Genomic DNA, 19315 nt, shown 5'->3' on the forward strand with positions numbered 1-19315 from the left:
ATGCCTGCCGTACCTGCTTCTTCGCTGGGTGCCACCAGCACCAATTTCGGCGATGCCCGCGGCATTGAATCGCTGAAGGTTCAGGCGGGCAAAGACCCGAAGGCCGCGGTGCGCGAGGCCGCCAAGCAGTTCGAGTCGCTGTTCATGCAGCAGCTGCTGAAGACCATGCGCGAATCCGCGCAGAGCAGCGGCATGATGGACAACGAGGCCACCAAGCTGGGCTCGGAAATGCTGGACACGCAGTGGTCGACCAAGCTGGCCGGCCAGCCGGGTGGTTTGTCTGACGTGATCGCCAAGCAGCTGGAACGCCAGATGGGCCTGACGCCCGGACCGATCCCGCGCAACGACAGTGCCAACAGCAAGGCGCCGGTGTCGCTGGACCCGGCCGCCACGGTGAAGCTGCCGCAGAAGGCCGCAGCCACCTTTGTTCAGCAGCACACGGAGGCCGCCAAGGCGGCCGAGAGCACCACAGGCATCCCGGCCTCGTTCATGATCGCCCAGGCGGCGCATGAAACCGGCTGGGGCAAGAAGGACATCCGCAACGCGGACGGCAGCACCTCGTTCAACCTGTTCGGCATCAAGGCCGGGGCGAACTGGAAGGGGCCGACCACCGACATCACCACCACGGAATACACCGCTGGTGTGGCCCGAAAGGTGACGCAGAAGTTCCGCGCCTACGGCAGCTACGCCGAGAGCTTTTCCGACTACGCCAAGCTGATGTCCGAAAGCCCGCGCTACAGCAAGGTGGTGGCCGCCGGTGCGGATGCCAAGGGCTTTGCCCAGGGCCTGCAGAAGGCCGGCTACGCCACCGACCCGGCCTACGCCGACAAGCTGTCGCGGGTCATCAACACCACGTTGCGCCTGCAACGCAGCCTGACGGCTTGAAGCAGGGAGACACGCCATGGCCAGTTCAGCCCTGATGTCGATCGGCATGCGCGCGATGTTTGCGAACACCGCGGCATTGAACGTGACCGGCCACAACATCGCCAACAACGGCGTGGCGGGCTACAGCCGCCAGGAAGCAGAGCTGGCCACGGCCCAGGGGCAGTTCAACGGCGCCGGCTTCTTTGGCAAGGGCGTGGTGGTGACCAACGTCAAGCGGGCGCATGACCAGTTCCTGACGATGCAGACGGCCGCGGCGCAGTCGCTGTCGTCGATGGACTCTGCCCGGGCCGGCCAGTTGAGCCAGCTGGAAGATGTGTTTCCGCCCGGGGAGCAGGGCATTGGCTCGGCCACCGGCAACTTCCTCAATGCCATGGTCGACCTGGCCAACACGCCGGCCGACAGCTCGGCGCGGCAGGTGGTGCTGGCCCGTGCCAATGACCTGGCCGCACGCTACAGCAGCGCCGCATCGCGCCTGGCCATGCTGCAGCAGGGCGTGCAGTCTGATCTGCAGACCTCGGCCAAGACGGTCAGCGCACTGGCGGAGCAGGTGGCCAAGGTGAATGCCGAGATCGCCCGCACCCACGGCCTGGACCAGGCACCGAACGACCTGCTCGACAAGCGCGACCAGCTCGTCGCCGAGATCGGCAAGTACGTGCAGGTGAGCACCATCGATGCCACTGACGGCACGATGGGCGTGTTCGTGGCCGGTGGCCAGCGCCTGGTGCTGGGCATTGAATCGAACAAGATGCTGGTGGTGCAGGACCCGGCCGACCCGAGCCGCTCGGCCCTGGCGCTGGAAACACCGAACCAGCCGCTGATGATCAGCCAGGACATGCTGACGGGCGGCTCGATGGCCGGCCTGATCCGCTTCCAGAACAAGGACCTGGTCGACGCGCGCAACCTGCTCGGCCAGATGGCGGTGTCGTTCGCCACCAAGGTCAACACCACCCAGTCGCTGGGCCTGGACCTGGGCGACCCGCCCGGTGCCGGCGCGCCGTTGTTCGCCTTTGGCGCACCGGTGTCCATTGCCAACCTGAACAACGCACGCGACGCCACGGGCAATTTCGCCGCCCAGGCCACGCTGGCGGTGACCGACGCCTCGCTGCTGCAGGCCTCTGACTACCAGCTCAAGCCGGATGGCTCGGGCGTCAGTGGCTCGTACACGCTGGTGCGGCTGTCGGATGGCCTGACCCGCAACATCGCTGACGGCGATGAGGTCGACGGCTTCACCATCAACATCGGCTCGCCCGACCTGGCCGCGACGGACAGCCTGCTGCTGCGCCCGTGCGGCATGGGCGCCACCGACATGCGCTGCGTGCTGGACGATCCGTCCGGCATCGCGGCGTCGTCCCCGGTGACGGCGGTGCTCAGCCCGGCCAACAAGGGCACGGCCACGGTCGGCTCGTTGAAGGTGCTCAACAACACCATCGATCCGAACCAGACGGCTACGATCAACTTCAGCTCCGACACCGGCGACTACGACTGGGAGCTGCGCGACAAGGACACCGGCGCGCTGCTCTCTAGCGGCTCGGCCACCTGGACGGCCGGCGAGCCGATCGAGGTCAACGGCTTTGCCTTGTCGCTCAACGGCGTGCCCAAGAGCGGCGACAAGGTCACGGTGTCGAAGACCCAGTTCCCGGCGACCAACAACGGCAACGCGCTGCAGATGTTCGCGCTGCGTGATGAGCGGTTCGTCGGTCGCACCATCAAGCTGGATGGTTCGATCGCCGAGGGCGCGACGATTACCGATGCTTACGCTTCCGTGATGGCCGACGTCGGCGTGCGCGTGCAAAGTGCGAAGACGTCTGCGGAAATCTCGAGCACGGCGGCTGATTCGGCATTGAAGACCCTGACGTCCAAGACGGGCGTGAACCTTGATGAAGAGGCCGCCCGCCTCATCCAGTTCCAGCAGGGGTACCAGGCCGCGGCCAAGGTGCTTCAAGTGGCGCAGCAGGTGTTTGACACCATGCTGCAGCTGGGCGCGTGATTTCCAGGAGCTGATCCATGATTCGCATCACCACGGCCAACGCCTTCAACAGCTCGATCGAGAACCTGCAGCAGCGGCAACGCTCGCTGGACACGGCGCAGACGCAGCTGACCAGCGGCAAGCGCGTGTTGAATGCCAGCGACGATCCGACCTCGGCCGCGCGCGCCGAGCGGGCCCGCGCGCTCATCCAGCGCGCAGATGCCAGCCAGCGCGCCATCGACGCCAGCCGCAATTCCATGAAGCTCACCGAATCTGCCCTGGGCGACGGTGTGAGCCTGGTGCAACAGGCGCGCGAGCTGGTGGTGGCCGCCGGCAACGCCAGTTACAGCGACGCTGAGCGCCGCGACGTGGCCAACCAGCTGGCGGAGATCCGCAAGCAGCTGATGGGTGTGGCCAACCGCGGTGACGGCACCGGCGGTTTCGTGTTTTCCGGCCAGGGCTCCAGCCAGCCGCCGTTTCTTGATCGCCCGGGTGGCGTGGGTTATGTGGGCGTTGGCGGTGCCGTGAAGGTGGCCACCGACGAGCCCTTGCCACTCACGCTCGACGGTGAGCAGGTGTGGCTGTCGGCGCCCAGCGGCAACGGCGTGTTCACCACCGCACCGGGCGCGGGCAGCGGTGGTGCGTGGATTGATGCGGGCCGGGTGACCAACCCTTCCGCCATCACCGGCTCGTCGTACGAAGTGCAGTTCAGCGTGAACGCGGGCGTGACCACCTATTCGGTGATCCGCGACGGCGTGACCGCCTCCATCTCGGGCGCCGATTTCAAGTCGGGCCAGGCGATCGAGCTGGACGGCATGGCCTTCACGCTGAGTGGCTCACCGAAGGACGGTGACACCTTCAGCATCACGCCGTCCGGCCCGAACCAGTCGGTGTTCGATGCCCTCGACAAGGTGGTGAACGAATTGAAGACGCCGCTGCGCACCAGCGCCCAGGTGACCCAGACCATCCAGAGTGGTCTGCGTGATCTGGACACCTGCGCCAACCAGTTGCAATCGGCCCGCAGCATGACCGGTGAAGTGCTCAATCGCGTGGATGGCGTGGAAACCCGTGTGGGTGACCTCAAGCTGTTCGGTGAGACCACCCGCTCGGACGCCGAAGACCTGGACATGATCCAGGCCATCTCGAATTTCCAGAACCAGCAAACGGGGTACCAGGCCGCCATGCAGAGTTATGCAGCGGTGCAGCGCCTGTCCCTGTTCGACTACATCAAGTGAGTGTCCATGGACCATTCCGTTCTTGACCAGCTGATCCTCGGCTATGGCGTGCTGGTGGACGCCCGCCGCCAGGTGCACGCGGCCCGTCTGACCTGCCACAGCATGTATGGTGCAGGCCCCGCCCAGGCGCATGAGCTGGCCGGTGTGCTGGCTGAAGCGTGGCCCGAGGAATCTGGCCAGCTGCTGTTGAACCCGACCAGTGAAGGCCTGCTGACGGCCTGGCTGAATCAGGCCCTGCCGCCGCACCTGGTGCTGGAGGTGCCGGCCTTTCTGGTGGCCGACGAAGCCGGCGCTGCGCGCGTGATGGCGGCGGCCGAGCGCGGCAATGCGATGGTGCTCAAGGGCCGGCCGCTGGCCGCGCTGTCGCAGCCGTTGCTGAAGGCCTTCCGCCATGCAGTGGTTGACCTTGAGGATGACCGTCGCCTCGGCCCCGCACCAGATGCGATTCGTCCACGCCACCTGCCGTTCGTGCAGGGCGGTGTGCACACCCTGGTGGAGGCGAACGACAGCTTCCGCCGTGGCGCACTGGCCGTGCAGGGCTGGCCGCTGGGCGATGCGCCGCAGGGCACGTCCCAGCGTCGTGACGTGCCCGCAAGCGTGCAGGCCGTGATGGACCTGATTCAGCGGGTGGAGCGCGAAGAGCCCGCCAACCGCATCGAAGACGCGCTGCGTGCCAACCCGGCGCTGGCGTTCCGGCTGATGCGCTTCATCAACTCGCCGGGCTTCGGCCTGAGCGTGGAGGTGAGCAGCTTCCAGCACGCCATCATGATCCTCGGCTACCGGCGCCTGAAGCGCTGGCTGGCGCTGCTGCTGGCCAGTGCGGTGGACGACCCCGATCTGAAGCCGCTGATGTTCCTGGCGGTGCGCCGAGGCTTGTTCATGGAAGCGCTGGCCGCACCGCAAGGTGACGACACGCTGCGCGGCGAGGCCTTCATCTGCGGCGTGTTCTCGTTGCTCGACCGCATGATGCGGCAGCCTTTCACCCAGTTGCTGGAAACGCTGCCGGTGCCCGAGCGCGTGGCGCAGGCGCTGTGCGACGACGAAGGGCCGTTCGCCCGGCCCTTGTCGCTGGCCAAGGCGGTGGAATCGGAATTGCCGATGGACATTGAAGCGGCGCTGGGCGACTTGATGATCACCCCGGGTGAGCTCAGCCGCGCCGTGCTGCACACCCTGACGGCAGCTCGCCAGTTGCAGTCACTGTGAGCTGAAACCGCCCCGCCGGGAGGTGGGGGCGGCGTACACTGCGACGGCATCCCAGGTTCGCCATCGCCATGTCTTTTTCGCTGCCGCCACGCCCCGGTTTCCCGACCCCGGTTGACCCTTCTTCCCGGGAGGTGACAGCCACGGCGGGCATCGACGACGACGTGGCCAGCCTGATGGATCTCTCGCCGCTGGCGCTGATGATCTGGGACGAGGCCGGCAACATCCAGCGCGCCAACGGCCCGGCGCGCAGCCTGCTCGGCCCGCACACCCAACAGATGAATCGCCTGCCGTCGGTGCTGGCCCAGTTGCTGGGTTGGCCCAACGGCCTGCCGGGCGCTGGCCGCCACCGCGAAAGCCAGGGCTGGATGGATGCCGCCGCCGGACGCAGCCAGCGCATGCGCGTGCGGGTGCGCGGCCTGGCGCCGCAGGGCGGCATGCGCTGGATGGCGCAGCTTGAATCCATGGCCGTGGTGGACGAACTGGAGCTGGCCCGCGTCGAGATCGGCGCCCTGATGGGCACCGCCGGCGTGGGTGTGGCCACCTATGACCGCCAGCGGCGCGTGTGGGTAACGGCCGTGCCGCCGGGTGCGGGCACGACCCCCAGCTATGGCCCCGGCAGCGGCGGCAATGCGTCGTCGGGCAATGAAGGTTTGTTGTCGATCGGCCGCGACGTGGTGGAGCCGGCTTCCATGCCTGCCTATGAGCGGCTGCAACTCGCCCTGCGCAAGGGCGAGCGCATTTCGGTGCGCTACGCCGTTCGCCACCGCGACATGGGCCGCCGCTGGTTGCTGACCCGGGTAGAGCCCGCCAGGCTCGGGCCTGAGCGACCGGTGTTCAGCGTCGTCACGCTGGATGTGACCGAGGAAGAAGTGGCCCGCGAGCGGCGTGATGCCCTCCTGCGCGAGATGCAGACCATCCTCGACCTGAGCCCGGCTGGCATCGCACACCTGCAAGGCCAGCGTCTGCTGCATTGCAACCGTGAATTCGAGAACCTGCTGAAGCTGGCCCCCGCCGCCGGCGAAGGCGTGGCGATAGACACCTTGCTGGCGCGCGTCGGCATTTCGTCGGCCGCCACCCATGCCGCGCTTGATGAGCTGGTGCGCCAGGGCCACCATGAAACCGAGTTCCGCCTGGAAGGCGAAGCCGGTGGCGCTGCCGTCTGGTATTCACTCGCGCTGCGGCGTGCCGAAGGCCAGGCTGGTGAGGGTGAAGACAGCGCCGACATCGTGGCCGTGCTGGCCGATGTGACCCGCCTGCGGGGCCAGCAGGCCGAGCTGGAAGAGCTGGCGCGTGAACGCGAGCTGATGTTCAGCCTGTCGGACGTGGGCATCTTCTACCAGCGCGATGGCCGCATCGAACGCGCCAACCAGGCCATGGCCGACCTGCTGGGGCATGAACAATCGCAGTTGCGCGGCTTCCCGCTGGCGGAGCTGTATGAAGACGAGCGCGTGGCGCTGCAGTTCAACGCCCATGACCGCCGCGAACTGGCGGCCCAGGGCCGCAGCCGCAGTGAGCGCCGCATCCTGCGCCGCGACGGCAGCCCGCTGTGGGTGCTGATGAGCCAGCGGCTGGTCGACGCCGCCGATATTTCTGCCGGCGTGATCTGCTCGGTGGTGAGCGTGGACGAGCGTCGGCGCGCCCACGAAACCCTGCTGATGCAGGCCGACAGCACGCGCGCCATCCTCGATTCGGTGCTGGTCGGCATCGTCACCGTCGGCGACGACGGCATCGAGTGGATGAACCGCTCGGCGCGCCGCATGTTCGGGGGTGAGCTGGCGGATTTCGTCGGCAAGCCGATCGCGGTCGTGGCCTCACAGGACGCCGACCATCCGCTGCGCCGCACCAACTGGATGGCGACGCTGGAGGAGGGCCAGGCCGAGACCTTCGAGTGCCGCCTCACGGCCCGGGATGGCCGGGAGTTCTGGGTGGTGGGCAATGCGCTGATGACCACCACCGCCAACGGTGGCAACCAGCTGACCTTCGCGCTGCTCGACATCGAGCGGCGGCGACTGGCGGAGAACCAGATCGCCCAGGCCCAGGCCAGCCTGCAGCGCATGATCGAAACCGCGCCGCTGGCGATCGCCCTGTTCGACGGTGCGACGCAGCAGGTGCTGCAGCTCAACCAGATGATGGCCGCCTTTGCCCGGCGCCAGGCGGCCGAGATTCAAGGCCGGCAGCCCTCGTTGTGGCTTCCCGGCGCTGAGGCCGCCAACCTGAGTGCCAACCTGCACCGCGCCATGGCCACGCACGACACGCTCAGCACCGAATGGCGCCGTGAGCCGGATGCCGACGGCGATGGCTCGGCCAAGGTGTGGGATGTGCGCATCGTGTCGCTGCGCTCCAGTGGTGATGACGGCGAGCAGCTGCTGCTGGTGGCCAGCGACGTGACCGAGCAGCGCGCGGCTGACCAGGCCCGTCTGGACGCTGCCATCGTGCAGCGCGAGATGCTGGTCAAGGAAGTGCACCACCGCATCAAGAACAACCTCCAGGGCGTGGCCGGCCTGCTGCAGCAGAACGCGCAGCGCCATCCGGAAGCCGCCTCGGCCATCGCCGAGGCCGTGGGCCATGTGCATGCGATTGCCCAGGTGCACGGCCTGCAGGTGGGCATGACCGGCCCGCTGCGCGTGCGCGGTGTGGTGGAGGCGATTGCCAATTCCGTGCAGCGCATGTTCGGCCGGCCCATCACCATGGAGGTGCAGGGGCCCGCGCCGCACCGCTTCGGCTTGACCGAGGCCGATTCCATTCCGGTGGCGCTGACGGTGAACGAGCTGCTCACCAACGCCATCAAGCACAGCCGCGAAGGCGTGATCCAGTGCCGAATGATCTGCGGCCCGCAGGATGTGCGCATCGCCATTGCCAACGACGGTGCGCTGCCGCCCGGCTTCTCGCTGGGCGACGTGCCGTCCGGCATCTCCGGCCTGGGGCTGGTGCGCGCGCTGCTGCCCCGCAAGGGCGCGGGCATCACGCTGACCCAGGAAGGCCTGCTGGTGGTGGCCACGCTGCATCTGCAGCCACCCGGCGTTGCCGTGCTGGAGCCCTTGTGATTCATCAGCGACAATCCCGCGCATGGTCGAGCTTGCAGCAATGAGTACCGGCACCTCCAGTCACAAGGGCAAGATCCTCGTGGTCGACGATGACCGCCTGGTGCTGGCCACGGTGACGCACGGCCTGTCGCGCGCGGGCTTCGAGGTGATCGACGCCGACAACGGCGATGACGCGATCCTGCTGGCCCGCCAGCATCGCCCGGACCTGGCCCTGCTCGACATCCGCATGGAAGGCAAGTCGGGCTTCGACGTGGCCGACTACCTGCGTGAATCGCTGGGCACCCCGTTCATGTTCCTCTCGGCGTTTTCAGACAACGCCACGGTGGCGAAGGTGAAGGAACTGGGGGCCGTGGCCTACCTGGTCAAGCCGCTCGACATTGCGCAGATCGTGCCGACGGTGGAAGCCGCGGTGGCCAGTGTGCGCGCACGGCGGGATCGGGTGGTGCCGTCTGGCACCGCAGTGCCCGCCACGATGCCGGCTGCAGCGCCTGCCTTTGCAGCGCAGCCGGTGCCGGGCCAGATGGCGCGACCGGCCGTTGCCGAAGCCGCACCCGGCGGCGTTCAAGGCGGCGGGATGGCGGTGCCAGCAGCCGGTGATCCGCTGGCGGACCCGGTGCCTGTGGCGGTGGGGGTGCTGATGCACCGTTATTCGCTGCAACGCGTGGACGCCTTGCAGCGCCTTCGTCGGCAAGCTCAGCAGGAAGGCCGCAGCCTTCATGCGCAGGCGGCCGCGATGCTGGATGCGGTGGAATTACTTTCGCGCCCTGGCGACCTCTGACACTGAGCCGCCCAGGCGACCAGTGCGGCCGTAGCGGCTTCAGCGGCCTCAGGCCAGCGTGAAGTAGAAGCGCGCGCCCTTGCCGACTTCCGATTCGGCCCAGATGTCGCCACCATGCCGGCGCAGGATGCGCCGCACTGAGGCCAGGCCCACGCCGGTACCCTGGAAGTCCTTCGCGCTGTGCAGGCGCTGGAACACGCCGAACAGGCGGTCGGCAAAACGCATGTCGAAACCGGCGCCGTTGTCAGCCACCACCATCACCGGCTTGCCGTCGTGCTGCTCCCGGCGGAATTCGATGATGGTGTGCGCGCACTGTCCGCTGTACTTCCAGGCATTGCCCAGCAGGTTTTCCATCGCGATGCGCAGCAGCGTGGGGTCGCCATTGACGATCAGACCGGGCTCAATGCTGATGGCCGCCGCCCGATCAGGGGCTTCGCGACGCAGGTCTTCGAGGATGTAGTTGGCAAGCTGCGACAGGTCGACCGGTTTGCGGACCAGCGGCTGCGACTGCAGGCGCGAGAGGGCCAGCAGCGCATCGATCATGCTGTTCATGCGGGCCGCGGCTGCCAGCACGCGGTCAAGGTGGTCGTTGCCGATGCGGTCCAGGAAGCGGCCGTAGTCTTCCTTCAGGATGCGCGCAAAACCCTCCACCACGCGGATCGGGGCGCGCAGATCGTGCGACACCGAATACACGAACGAGTCCTGGTCGGCGGCTGTGGTGGTGTCGGCCACCGCCATCGGCGCTGATTTCAGGCGCAGCACCAGCAGGCGGCCATGCGTGGCCTCGGGGCCGAGTGCGCGCAGGCTGAGTTGCCAGTCGCCCGCCTCGCGCTGCTGGCCCACCGACAGGCTGGCCGCGCCTTGCGCCAGTCCTTCGGGCAGCAGGGCGAGGGCCGCGTCCCAGTCCATGCCACGCACATCGCGGGTGTCCAGGCGCATCAGGCGATGGGCTTCGGGGCTCAGTGCGGCCACGCACCAATGGCCTGGCAGGGCGGGCTTCAAGGCGATGGCGACCACGTCGAGGTCGGGCCACAGGCTGGTCAGCAGGGCCTGGTCAAAGCGCTGTTGTTCGGTGTCGTCCAGAGGCACTGCGCTGCCGAGGTGGCCGCAGAAGTGGCCGTCCGCATCAAACAGCGGCTGGGCGCGCAGGCGCCAGCGCGTGCCCTGGCCCACCCACTGCACCACGAGGTCATTCACTGCGCTGTGGGTATCGAGGCGGGTGCGCAGCACATGGCTCGGGCCGGTGGGGCCGAGCAGCTCGAAGCGTTCATGCAGATGCACCTGGCCTGTGTGCTCAGGGGTCCAGGCTTCGGCCGGTGCGCCCTGCGGCGGGCGCCACTGCGTCAGGCGATGGCCGGCATCGGTCTGCCAGATCCAGGTGTCGGCCAGGTCGCCCAGCACCTGCCGGTCAAGGCGGGCTTCGCGCAGCTCGAATGCCCCCTGGTTCCGGCCCCAAAGGGCGCCAGCGGCGGCACAGGCCGCGCCGAAGCCCAGCCACGGCAGCACCAGCCAGAGGGCGGCCACGTCGCCGCGGCCCAGCAGCCACCAGGCCAGCAGCAGCGCGAGTACGGCCGCCACGGCCAAGGCCGCGACCTGGCCGCGACCCTGAACCCGACGCACGGAAGGCAGACGCTGCATCGGGCCATTGTAAGTAGCGCCGGCCCCTGTTCGAGGGGGTGGCCGATGTGACTGTTCTGTCGTTCCGGCCCGTCATCACCTTGCATTTCCGGCTTGACGTATTCGGGCGACCGACACATGCTTTGGGGATGTCGACATTTGGCTCTCCCACTGACTCGCTGTTTCGCGAGGCTGCCTCGCAGCCTTCGGACGGCTCGGGCGCGGGTTTCGGTGCCATGGCCGCAGCAGGCGGTGCACCGACCATGGCCCTCGATCTGGCGCAGCTGGAGTTGCTGAAGTCCCTCGACCCGGCGGGCGGCGATCTGTTCGTGAACCGCGTGCTCACCACTTACCTCGGCTCGCTGGAGCGGCAACTCACGGCAGTGAATGTCGCTCGCGAGCGGGGGGATACCCCCGAGATCGGCCGCGCAGCACATACACTCAAGGCAGCGTCCGCCAGTGTGGGCGCGATGGTTTTCTCCGAGGCCTGCAAAGACCTCGAGACCCGGATCCGCGGTGGGCAGGTCGACAACCTTGAACCCTTGCTGGATCACTTCTTGATGGAGGCTGCCCGCGTGCGGGACGCCATCCGATTCACACTGGGAACCTCAGCCTCATGACGCCTGTTGGCGCCTCACCCGGTCCTGATTCGACCGACCGTCCGAAAGTCCTGCTCGTCGATGATGACGAGGTCAACCTGATGCTGGTGCACGCCGCGCTGCATCAGTTCGGCTTTGACGTGACGGACGCGACCGACGGCGAGAGTGCGCTGATGTTGCTGGGCCGGTGGGTTCCGGATCTCATCGTGCTGGATGCGCGCATGCCCGGCCTCGACGGCTTCGAGACCTGCCGCGAGCTGCGCCGCATGTACGGCTTCGAGAACGTGCCGGTGCTGATGCTGACCGGCCTGGACGACGAAGCCTCGATCAACCGTGCCTACCAGGTAGGCGCCACCGACTTCTTCGTCAAATCCAACCAGTGGAGCCTGCTGGCAGGTCGCCTGCGTTACATGCTGCGTTCGTCGCGCACGACGCTGGAGCTCAAGCGCAGCAAGGACAAGCTCGTGATGGCCCAGCATCTGGCGGCCATGGGCAGCCTCGACTGGCACCTTCGGGATGATCACAATCCGCTGGGCTCGGTCAGCTTGTCGGAGCAGGCCCTGCAGGTGCTCGGCTTCCCGATCGACGTCACCGTGAGCCTGCGCGACATGATGCGCCTGGTGGTGCAGAAGGACCGTCGGCAGTTCCTGCGCAGCCTGCGCTGGATGGTCCACAACACCAGCGTGATCGACCTGACGGTGACCGTCTACAACGCGCAGGCCCAGACCGGCAAATACCGGCACATCCAGGTGGTGGCCGAGCCCGAGTTCGATGAGTTCTCGCGCTGCGTGAATTACGGCGGCATCGTTCAGGACATCACCGAGCGGCGCAACAGCGAAAAGAACCTGCAGCGCGTGCAGCAGTACGACAAGCTCACCGAGCTGCCGAACCGCCAGCACATGCGCGACCTGATGGACCGGGCCCTGGAGTCGGCGCGTCGCCGGGGTCAGTCGTCGGCGATGTTGCTGATCGACCTGGACCGTTTCAACAAGATCAACGACACGCTGGGCCACAGCGCCGGCGACGAGTTGTTGCTGGAAGTCGGGCATCGCCTGCGCGGCTGCATGCAGGGCGCCGATGAGCCGGCCCTCGATGTGTCGCCGTTGCTGGGCGGGAGTTTGCCGGGCGCCGTGGGCCGCATCGGCGGCGACGAATTCGCCATCCTGCTGCCGGTGGTGAGCGATGAGGCCGAAGCGGTGTGCATGGCTCGCCGTGTGATGGACAGCCTGCGTGAGCCTGTTCATGCTGCGGGCCAGGAAGTGTTTGCGACCGCCAGCATCGGCATTGCGCTGTACCCGCGCGATGGCGGGTCGGTGGACGAGCTCATGCGCAGCGCGGACGTGGCCATGTATGCGGCCAAGCAGCAGGGGCGCAACACCTCGATGGTGTATCACCTCAGCCAGTCCGGCCGCGGCCTGGAGCGTCTGGAGCTGGAAACGGCCCTGCACAAGGCCCTCGAGCGCGACGAGCTGCTGCTGTACTACCAGCCGCAGATCGACGTTCAGCACAACCGTCTCGTGGGTGTCGAGGCGCTGATGCGCTGGAAGCGCGGCGACCAGATCGTGCCGCCGGGCTCCTTCATCGACATGGCCGAGGAAACGGGCCTGATCGTGCCGATGAGCGAGTGGGCGCTGCGGGAAGCCGCTCGCCAGGCAGCGATCTGGCGGGATGCCTTCGGCTTCTCCGAGACCATCGCCGTGAACGTGCCGGCCCGCGTGTTCATGCGCTCTGACTTGCTCAGTGGTCTGCGTGATGCGGTCGAGGCGCATGGGTTGCCGCCCAGCACCATCCAGCTCGAAATCACCGAGAACAGCCTGCGTGAGGAAGAGTCACGCATCCTGTCGACCCTGCATGCCTTGAACGACATCGGCGTGCAGTTCTCGGTGGACGACTTCGGCACGGGTTACTCCAACCTGCGCCGGATGGCCGAGCTGCCGATTGCCGAGATCAAGATCGACCGGTCGTTCGTGGTGGACCTGGGCTCCGGCCCGAAGCCCGCGATGCTGATCGCCACCATCGTGGCGCTGGCCCGGAACATGGGCCTGCGGGTGATCGCCGAGGGTGTTGAAACCTCCAGCCAGGTGCGTGAGCTGATGAGTCTGGGCTGCCACCTGATGCAGGGCTACTACTTCAGCCGCCCGGTGCCTGGTGATCAGTTGCAAGCCTGGGCTATAAGGCATCTGCAAAATGCCGATATGCCTTTGGTGGCCGACGATGCGACGGCCGCACTGCCTGTGACCACGCCACTGCCCGGCGTGACCTGACCGGCGTGCCCGAGGGGCACGTGCCCCTAGCCGCCACATGCCCCTGCACCCATGACTTCGCGCCCTGCTGCCACCCCTGCTGAACTGGCCAAGGCGGCCTTGCGACGCCTGGCCATGGCCAAACAAGAGCCCACCCCGGAAAACTACGCCCGCGCCTGGGCCGAAGAATCCGGTGAGCCGCCTCCTGATCAGGTCATGCCCGGCCGGGCCCGTCCCTTGATCGAGAAGCTGACCAGCCGGGTGGTGGACAACGCCGAGGAACGCCAGGCGCTGCTCAAGCACATGGATCAGGGCCAGTGGGACCAGGCCGTGCGCGCGCTTGAACGCGCCGCCGGTGGCCAGGCCTCCCAATCCAAAGCCTGGGCGCAACTCATCGAGCGCATCACCCGTGGCCTGGAGCGCAGCGGCAAGCAGTGGAGCGTGGCCCGCAAGAAAGACAGCCTGCAGCGCGTGCTTGATTCCAGCCGCAGCGACATGCAGCGGCTGCAGCATCGCCTGACCCAGCTGGTGGGCTCCTGGGATGGTGAGGGTGAAGCCACCGACACCTCCGCGCCGCCCATCGAAGCCCCGGCAGCGGAAGGGCAGAGTGCTGTTCCCAATGCTGCCGCCACGCCTGCATTGAGCGGTTCTGCCGCCAACCCTGCCGCCAACCCTGCCGCAGGCGCTGCGCAGCCCGATCTGGCCGTGGCGCTGTCCAACTGGGTGGAGCTGATCGGCCCGCTGGAAACCACCGTCCGGGCTGCGCTGCCGCCTGATGGCGTGCGCGCCGCCGAGCTGGCCGATGAACTGTCGGCCCTGGCCGAGCAGATCGGCCGCGATGGCGCCACGCCGCAGATCGCCCGCAGCGTGGCCGATGTGTGTGAGCGCGCCCGCCGCCTGCTGGCCCACCGACACCACCTGCTCGACCAGGTGCACCGCCTCAGCCAGGAACTGGCCGGTGGCTTGAGCGAATTGGCTGAAGACGACAGCTGGGTGCAGGGCCAGTTGGCCAGCCTGCGCGCCACGCTGGACGATGTGCCCAGCGCGCGCGCCGTGCAGTCAGCCAGCGATTTGCTGGCCAGCACGCGCAGCCGGCAGCGCGGCCTGCGCGTGGAACGTGACCAGGCCCGGAACGCGCTGAAGGCGCTGATCCAGCGCATGCTGAGCGAGCTCGGCGAGCTCGATGAGACCACCGGACGATTCAGCGACGGCATGCTGCGTTACGCCGACACCATCGAGCGCGCCGACTCTCTCGAGAGCCTGGCCAGCGTGGTGCGCGACATGGTGGACGAGAGCCGCAGCGTGCACACCCTGGTCAGCAACACGCGCAGCCGCCTGCATGACGAGCACAGCCGCGCGACCGAACTCGAAGCCAAGGTGCGTGAGCTCGAAACCGAGCTGCGCCGGCTCTCAGACGAAGTGGCCACCGACGCCCTGACCCAGATCGCCAACCGCCGCGGGCTGATGCAGCACTTCGATACCGAGCGTGCCCGCCTGGAGCGCGAGGGCACCGAGCTGGCTGTGGGCCTGCTCGACATCGACAATTTCAAGCGCCTGAACGACAGCCTGGGCCATGCCGCAGGCGATCAGGCCCTGGTGGCGCTGGCGCAGCATGTGCGGCAGTCGCTGCGCCCGCAAGACGCCGTGGCCCGCTTTGGCGGCGAAGAGTTCGTGGTGCTGTTGCCGGGCACGCCCGTGGAAGAGGCGCAGCGCGCCTTGACGCGGCTGCAGCGCCTGCTGAGCGCCAGCCTCTTCATGCACGAGGACAAGGAGGTGTTCGTCACCTTCTCGGCCGGCGTGACGAGCTATCGCCTGGGGGAGCGGCTGGAGGAAGCGCTCGAGCGGGCTGACGAGGCGCTCTACGAAGCCAAGCGCACGGGCAAGAACCGCACGTGCATTGGTTGATCGCCAGCGATCAAGCCAACTTCAGCAACAGACGCGCGATGGTCGGCTGGCCATCGCTGCGCGGCCAGTGCAGTTGCGCGCCATTGCGGCGCGCCCACAGCGTCACCATCGACAGCCCCAGGCCGGTGCCTTGCTGTTCGTGGCGGTCACGGTTGACCTGTGACAGGGCACCGATCTGTCGCAGGAATTCCGGGGGCAGTGCAGGGCCGAGGTTGGCCACCTCGATGGCGTAATGCGTGCCGTTGAGCACCTTGCCCGTGAGGCCGACCGGCGTGCCGGGCATCGAGAATTTCGCGGCGTTGGACACCAGCTCGATCACCATGCGGCGCAGGTCTTGCGCCTCCACCTGCACCCGTCCGGGGGCGAGCTTCACGCGCACCGGGTGTCCGCCCACCAGCTCGCCTTCGTCGGCCACGCCGGACGGCGGCATGGCGGTGCGCAGCTCGGCCAGAAAGTCGCTCGATTCAAGCCGCTGCTGCAGCTCAGCCAGGTCAGTGACGCCGTGGTGGGTGGCCGTGCCGGAGGGCCCGCAAGCCCCCTGGGCCGTCAGCTCCGACCACTCCATCATCCGCGTGATGGTGCGCGACAGCCGGCTGGCGGCGTCGTGGATGCTGCCCAGCATGTCGTCCAGGCGCGCCTCGTTGTAGTTCTTGCGTCGGTGCACCAGCAACTGCGACATGCCCAGGATGGTCGTCAGCGGGGTGCGCAACTCGTGCGGCACGGTGGCCAGAATGGCGCCACGCAGCTGGTTCATCGACTTCTGCGTCGTCAGCTCTTGCCGCGTGCGCTTGTGCTCAAGGCCGCGCACAGCCACCAGCAGCTCTTCCGGCGTGAACGGCTTGGTCAGGTAATCGTCGGCACCGGACGACATCGCGCGCCGAAGGCTCTCGCGGTCGGTGCGGGCGGTCAGCATCAGGATGGGCACGGCATGCAGGTCGTCCTGCTGACGCGCCTGGGCGACGAAGCCGTAGCCGTCCACCACGGGCATGTGGATGTCGCACAGGATCAGGTCCGGGTGCTTGTCCAGCGCGATCTCGAGGCCGGTCTGGCCGTTCTCGGCCTCCAGCGTCTTGTAGCCATGCTGCTTCAGCACCTGGCAGGCCAGCGTGCGCATGGTGCGGGAGTCTTCGATGACCAGTGCCGTTCTGACCATGGCCACGAGCAGCCCCTTTTTTGCTGTTGCATTCGGCCGGCAGGATGCACGGCTGCATGGTGTGTTTTCGGCAGATCGGGCGGGCAGTTGAGTGCTGGGTCGCTGGCCGTGGCAGTCTCAAGATGCGGAATCGTTGGCTCGATGGGCCCGGACGAAGTAGCCCAGCGGGTCCTCGACACCGCCGGCGCCCAGCCGCTGCGAAACATGGAACGCCACGACCATCAGGACCGCCCAGGCCGCCACCAGCGCGCCAAGCGGCAGCGACCAGATGCCTCGTTGCCAGGCCGGTGGCCTGAGCATGCGAATGGCCAGCACCAGCAGCTTGTTGGCAATCACACCCACGTCATTGCCGCGCTCGCGGATGTCGATGTGTGCAAAGCCATGCCGCGCCAGCAACGCCGCCAGTTGCTCGCGGGTGAACCGGTGGTAATCATGCGGAACGTGATGCCGCCGCGCCGACCAGGGCGTGGACAGCAGCAGCGGTGCGCCCGGCTTCAAGACACGGGCCACCTCGGCGAGGAAGGCCTCCGGATCTGGCACATGCTCCATCACCTCGATGCAGATGGCACTGTCGAACGCCCCTGCGGGAAAGGGCATGACGGTGCCGTCGTAGTAGGCAATGTCGTCGCGGGGGCTCATGCCGAACTCGGTCGCGTCCTGCACGTCCAGGCCCTGGTAGACGCAGCCGGCGGGCAGGTACTCCTTCCACGGGGATTGGCCGGCACCGATGTCCAGCATGCGTCCCCGCAACTGGGCCATCGCCGGTTGCAGGTGTTCAACGATGGTGCACAGCTGCAAGTCCAGGAAGCACCTGATGGCCCACATCACACGGTTCCGGGAGGCGGGCACCACAGGGATAGGCTTGAAGTTCTCTACGGGCATTCAGGTCACGGCCAGGTTGAGTTGGGTGCCGGTGGCAGCAGCCCAGCATTCAAACATGGGTTCGTGCGGACCACCTGCCTTGTCGCCACTGTCGTCGCCGGAACGAGAACGCCAGAAACGACAAAGGGTCACGACCTTGCGGTGCGACCCTTGTGATGTCCTTTGGCGGAGACGGTGTCCTTCTAAGTCGAACGCAACCGAGCCCAAAGAGACGTGTGCGAGACCTACTGTCCCAAGGTCAACTCGTTGGTTCGGCCTAAATTGACCTAAAGAAATCTAAAGCAATTCAAAGACTAATGGTAGAAAGGATGGTAGATGAAAAACTACTCCGGCCGAGCATGCCACCTGTAGCCAAAGAACTTGCCCCACTCGTCGTCTCCCGTCTTAAGGCACCAGGTCACCACGCCGTTGGTGGGGTGACCGGCCTCTACCTGTATGTCAACGAGGGTGGCGGGCGCTCATGGGTGCTTCGAACCATGGTCGGATCGAAGCGTAGGCACATTGGCCTAGGAGGGTTCCCGGATGTTCCGCTGGCTGCGGCGAAAGAAAGGGCCAGGCAGTTAAAGCTGGACATTGCGCAGGGCCGTGACCCTGTCGAAGAGAGACGGGCTGCCAAACATCGCCTTGTGGCAAGCCAAGTTGCCGCGATGAGCTTCCAGCGCGCAGCTGAACGCTACATAGAGGCACATGGCGATTCTTGGAAAAGTGACAAGCATCGCGCGCAATGGGTCAGCACGTTGGTTACCTATGCCTACCCGGTGATCGGTGTACTTGACGTGAAGGATGTGGCGCAGCAGCACGTCTTGGAGGTGTTGGAGCCAATCTGGAAGACGAAGAACGAGACCGCTTCGCGCCTTCGTGGCCGCATTGAGGTCGTGCTGGATTGGGCTTCTGTGCGTGGCCACCGGTCTGGTGAAAATCCTGCCCGCTGGAAAGGACACCTAGACAAGTTGTTGCCAGCTCCCGGGAAGATTCATCGAGTCGAGCACCACCGTGCCATGCCGATAGAGGAAGTAAGCGCGTTTATGTTGAGGCTTGCGCAACATGGCAGTGTGTCGGCGATGGCGCTCACGTTCCTAGTACTTACCGCAGGGCGCAGCGGGGAAGTTCGCGGCGCAACGTGGTCTGAAATTGACTTCGAAAATTCGGTGTGGACAGTCCCTGCCGACCGGATGAAAGCTGGGAAAGAGCATCGTGTGCCACTTAGCGATGACGCGCTGCGTGTCCTGAACTGTGTGCCCAGGGTGGCGAACTGCGATTGCATCTTCCCGTCAACGAGGGGTGGACCTCTCTCCGACATGGCCCTCACTCAGTTGATGCGGCGTATGGGTGTTGACGCTGTTCCACATGGATTTCGATCCACCTTTCGAGACTGGGCTGGCGAAAAGACAAACTACCCGCGAGAGGTTGCTGAAATGGCGCTGGCACACACCATCCAGAACCAGGTTGAGGCGGCCTACCGGCGGGGTGATGCGCTTGAGCGCCGTCGGCAGATGATGACCGACTGGAGCCGCTTCCTGTTTCCTGTTCAATAACCTCGAGAACTTCAGGCGCATGGACGTGCCGCGTCGATCGCTATCGAGCGCTGTCTGCGCTTAGTCCAGTGGGAGCTGCTGGAGTCGCGCCAGCATTGGGTCTTCAAGTTTTGTCAGTCGACACGGAACTAACTTTCCACGTTTTGGAGGATGTGAAGCGCCCCGGGTTTTCAGGAGGCTCCAACTCTTGAGAAGATGGAGCCATGAACAAGTCGAACAAGTTCTCACCTGAGGTCCGCGAGCGCGCTGTGCGCTTGGTGCAGGAGCATC

General features: G+C 66.6%; 13 protein-coding genes. 10 read left to right on the forward strand and 3 right to left on the reverse strand.

The genetic code is table 11. The features are described from left to right. The 6 genes from flgJ (at position 1) to AACH00_RS15265 (ending at position 9111) form a co-directional block, all read left to right on the forward strand. Positions 1-885, forward strand: a complete 885-nt coding sequence (flgJ, locus tag AACH00_RS15240; RefSeq protein WP_341400022.1) for a flagellar assembly peptidoglycan hydrolase FlgJ — start codon at positions 1-3, stop codon at positions 883-885. A gap of 16 nt (positions 886-901) precedes the next feature. Continuing rightward, the gene (gene flgK / locus AACH00_RS15245) at positions 902-2872 is read left to right on the forward strand and encodes a flagellar hook-associated protein FlgK (protein WP_341400023.1); all 1971 of its coding nucleotides are present in this window, start codon (positions 902-904) and stop codon (positions 2870-2872) included. 17 nt (positions 2873-2889) lie between these two features. Then, a complete protein-coding gene (gene flgL / locus AACH00_RS15250; RefSeq protein WP_341400024.1) occupies positions 2890-4086 on the forward strand; it encodes a flagellar hook-associated protein FlgL in 1197 nt (398 codons plus the stop codon). A 6-nt stretch (positions 4087-4092) separates the two neighbouring features. After that, positions 4093-5289 carry an EAL and HDOD domain-containing protein gene (locus AACH00_RS15255; RefSeq protein ID WP_341400025.1) on the forward strand — a complete coding sequence of 399 codons (1197 nt, stop codon included), beginning with the start codon at positions 4093-4095 and terminating at the stop codon, positions 5287-5289. A gap of 68 nt (positions 5290-5357) precedes the next feature. Further along, positions 5358-8333 carry a PAS domain-containing sensor histidine kinase gene (locus AACH00_RS15260; protein WP_341400026.1) on the forward strand — a complete coding sequence of 992 codons (2976 nt, stop codon included), beginning with the start codon at positions 5358-5360 and terminating at the stop codon, positions 8331-8333. Between the two features lie 22 nt (positions 8334-8355). Continuing rightward, complete coding sequence (locus AACH00_RS15265) at positions 8356-9111, forward strand: response regulator (protein WP_341400027.1); 756 nt, start codon at positions 8356-8358, stop codon at positions 9109-9111. Between the two features lie 48 nt (positions 9112-9159). On the opposite strand, the gene AACH00_RS15270 is transcribed toward AACH00_RS15265, so the two are convergent. Continuing rightward, entirely contained in the window at positions 9160-10749 is a 1590-nt protein-coding gene (locus tag AACH00_RS15270) for a sensor histidine kinase (protein WP_341400028.1), read from the reverse strand. Positions 10750-10991: 242 nt separating this feature from the next. Between AACH00_RS15270 and AACH00_RS15275 the strand changes: the two genes are divergently transcribed. From AACH00_RS15275 to AACH00_RS15285, 3 genes are read left to right on the forward strand one after another with little or no spacing between them, the layout of a single operon-like run. Then, complete coding sequence (locus tag AACH00_RS15275) at positions 10992-11348, forward strand: Hpt domain-containing protein (protein ID WP_341400029.1); 357 nt, start codon at positions 10992-10994, stop codon at positions 11346-11348. Beyond that, on the forward strand, positions 11345-13591 hold the full coding sequence (locus tag AACH00_RS15280; protein ID WP_341400030.1) for a putative bifunctional diguanylate cyclase/phosphodiesterase: 2247 nt from the start codon (positions 11345-11347) through the stop codon (positions 13589-13591). The genes AACH00_RS15275 and AACH00_RS15280 overlap by 4 nt, the downstream gene beginning before the upstream one ends. Positions 13592-13642: 51 nt before the next feature. Then, on the forward strand, positions 13643-15475 hold the full coding sequence (locus AACH00_RS15285; protein WP_341400031.1) for a GGDEF domain-containing protein: 1833 nt from the start codon (positions 13643-13645) through the stop codon (positions 15473-15475). Positions 15476-15485: 10 nt separating this feature from the next. On the opposite strand, the gene AACH00_RS15290 is transcribed toward AACH00_RS15285, so the two are convergent. Together AACH00_RS15290 and AACH00_RS15295 are read right to left on the reverse strand one after the other, a co-directional pair. Then, the gene (locus AACH00_RS15290; protein ID WP_341400037.1) at positions 15486-16628 is read right to left on the reverse strand and encodes a hybrid sensor histidine kinase/response regulator; all 1143 of its coding nucleotides are present in this window, start codon (positions 16626-16628) and stop codon (positions 15486-15488) included. Positions 16629-16745: 117 nt separating this feature from the next. Next, positions 16746-17453, reverse strand: coding sequence for a class I SAM-dependent methyltransferase (locus AACH00_RS15295; protein WP_341400032.1), 708 nt, complete (start codon positions 17451-17453; stop codon positions 16746-16748). 473 nt (positions 17454-17926) lie between these two features. Here AACH00_RS15295 and AACH00_RS15300 point away from each other — a divergent pair, with 473 nt between their 5' ends. Next, positions 17927-19045 (forward strand): tyrosine-type recombinase/integrase, encoded by a 1119-nt coding sequence (locus tag AACH00_RS15300; RefSeq protein WP_341400033.1) that lies wholly within the window; start codon positions 17927-17929, stop codon positions 19043-19045. Positions 19046-19315 lie beyond the last annotated feature (270 nt).

This window comes from Ideonella margarita, from assembly GCF_038066635.1.
GTDB lineage: Bacteria > Pseudomonadota > Gammaproteobacteria > Burkholderiales > Burkholderiaceae_C > Ideonella > Ideonella margarita.

What these genes read in the sequence shown, in the direction of transcription:
- AACH00_RS15255 (WP_341400025.1), top strand. Translation starts at nt 4,093, where the DNA reads ATGGACCATTCCGTTCTTGACCAGCTGATCCTCGGCTATGGCGTGCTG.
- AACH00_RS15280 (WP_341400030.1), top strand. Translation starts at nt 11,345, where the DNA reads ATGACGCCTGTTGGCGCCTCACCCGGTCCTGATTCGACCGACCGTCCG.
- flgL (WP_341400024.1), top strand. Translation starts at nt 2,890, where the DNA reads ATGATTCGCATCACCACGGCCAACGCCTTCAACAGCTCGATCGAGAAC.
- AACH00_RS15290 (WP_341400037.1), bottom strand. Translation starts at nt 16,628, where the DNA reads ATGGTCAGAACGGCACTGGTCATCGAAGACTCCCGCACCATGCGCACG.
- AACH00_RS15285 (WP_341400031.1), top strand. Translation starts at nt 13,643, where the DNA reads ATGACTTCGCGCCCTGCTGCCACCCCTGCTGAACTGGCCAAGGCGGCC.
- flgJ (WP_341400022.1), top strand. Translation starts at nt 1, where the DNA reads ATGCCTGCCGTACCTGCTTCTTCGCTGGGTGCCACCAGCACCAATTTC.
- AACH00_RS15295 (WP_341400032.1), bottom strand. Translation starts at nt 17,453, where the DNA reads ATGTGGGCCATCAGGTGCTTCCTGGACTTGCAGCTGTGCACCATCGTT.
- AACH00_RS15260 (WP_341400026.1), top strand. Translation starts at nt 5,358, where the DNA reads ATGTCTTTTTCGCTGCCGCCACGCCCCGGTTTCCCGACCCCGGTTGAC.
- flgK (WP_341400023.1), top strand. Translation starts at nt 902, where the DNA reads ATGGCCAGTTCAGCCCTGATGTCGATCGGCATGCGCGCGATGTTTGCG.
- AACH00_RS15265 (WP_341400027.1), top strand. Translation starts at nt 8,356, where the DNA reads ATGGTCGAGCTTGCAGCAATGAGTACCGGCACCTCCAGTCACAAGGGC.
- AACH00_RS15270 (WP_341400028.1), bottom strand. Translation starts at nt 10,749, where the DNA reads ATGCAGCGTCTGCCTTCCGTGCGTCGGGTTCAGGGTCGCGGCCAGGTC.
- AACH00_RS15275 (WP_341400029.1), top strand. Translation starts at nt 10,992, where the DNA reads ATGGCCCTCGATCTGGCGCAGCTGGAGTTGCTGAAGTCCCTCGACCCG.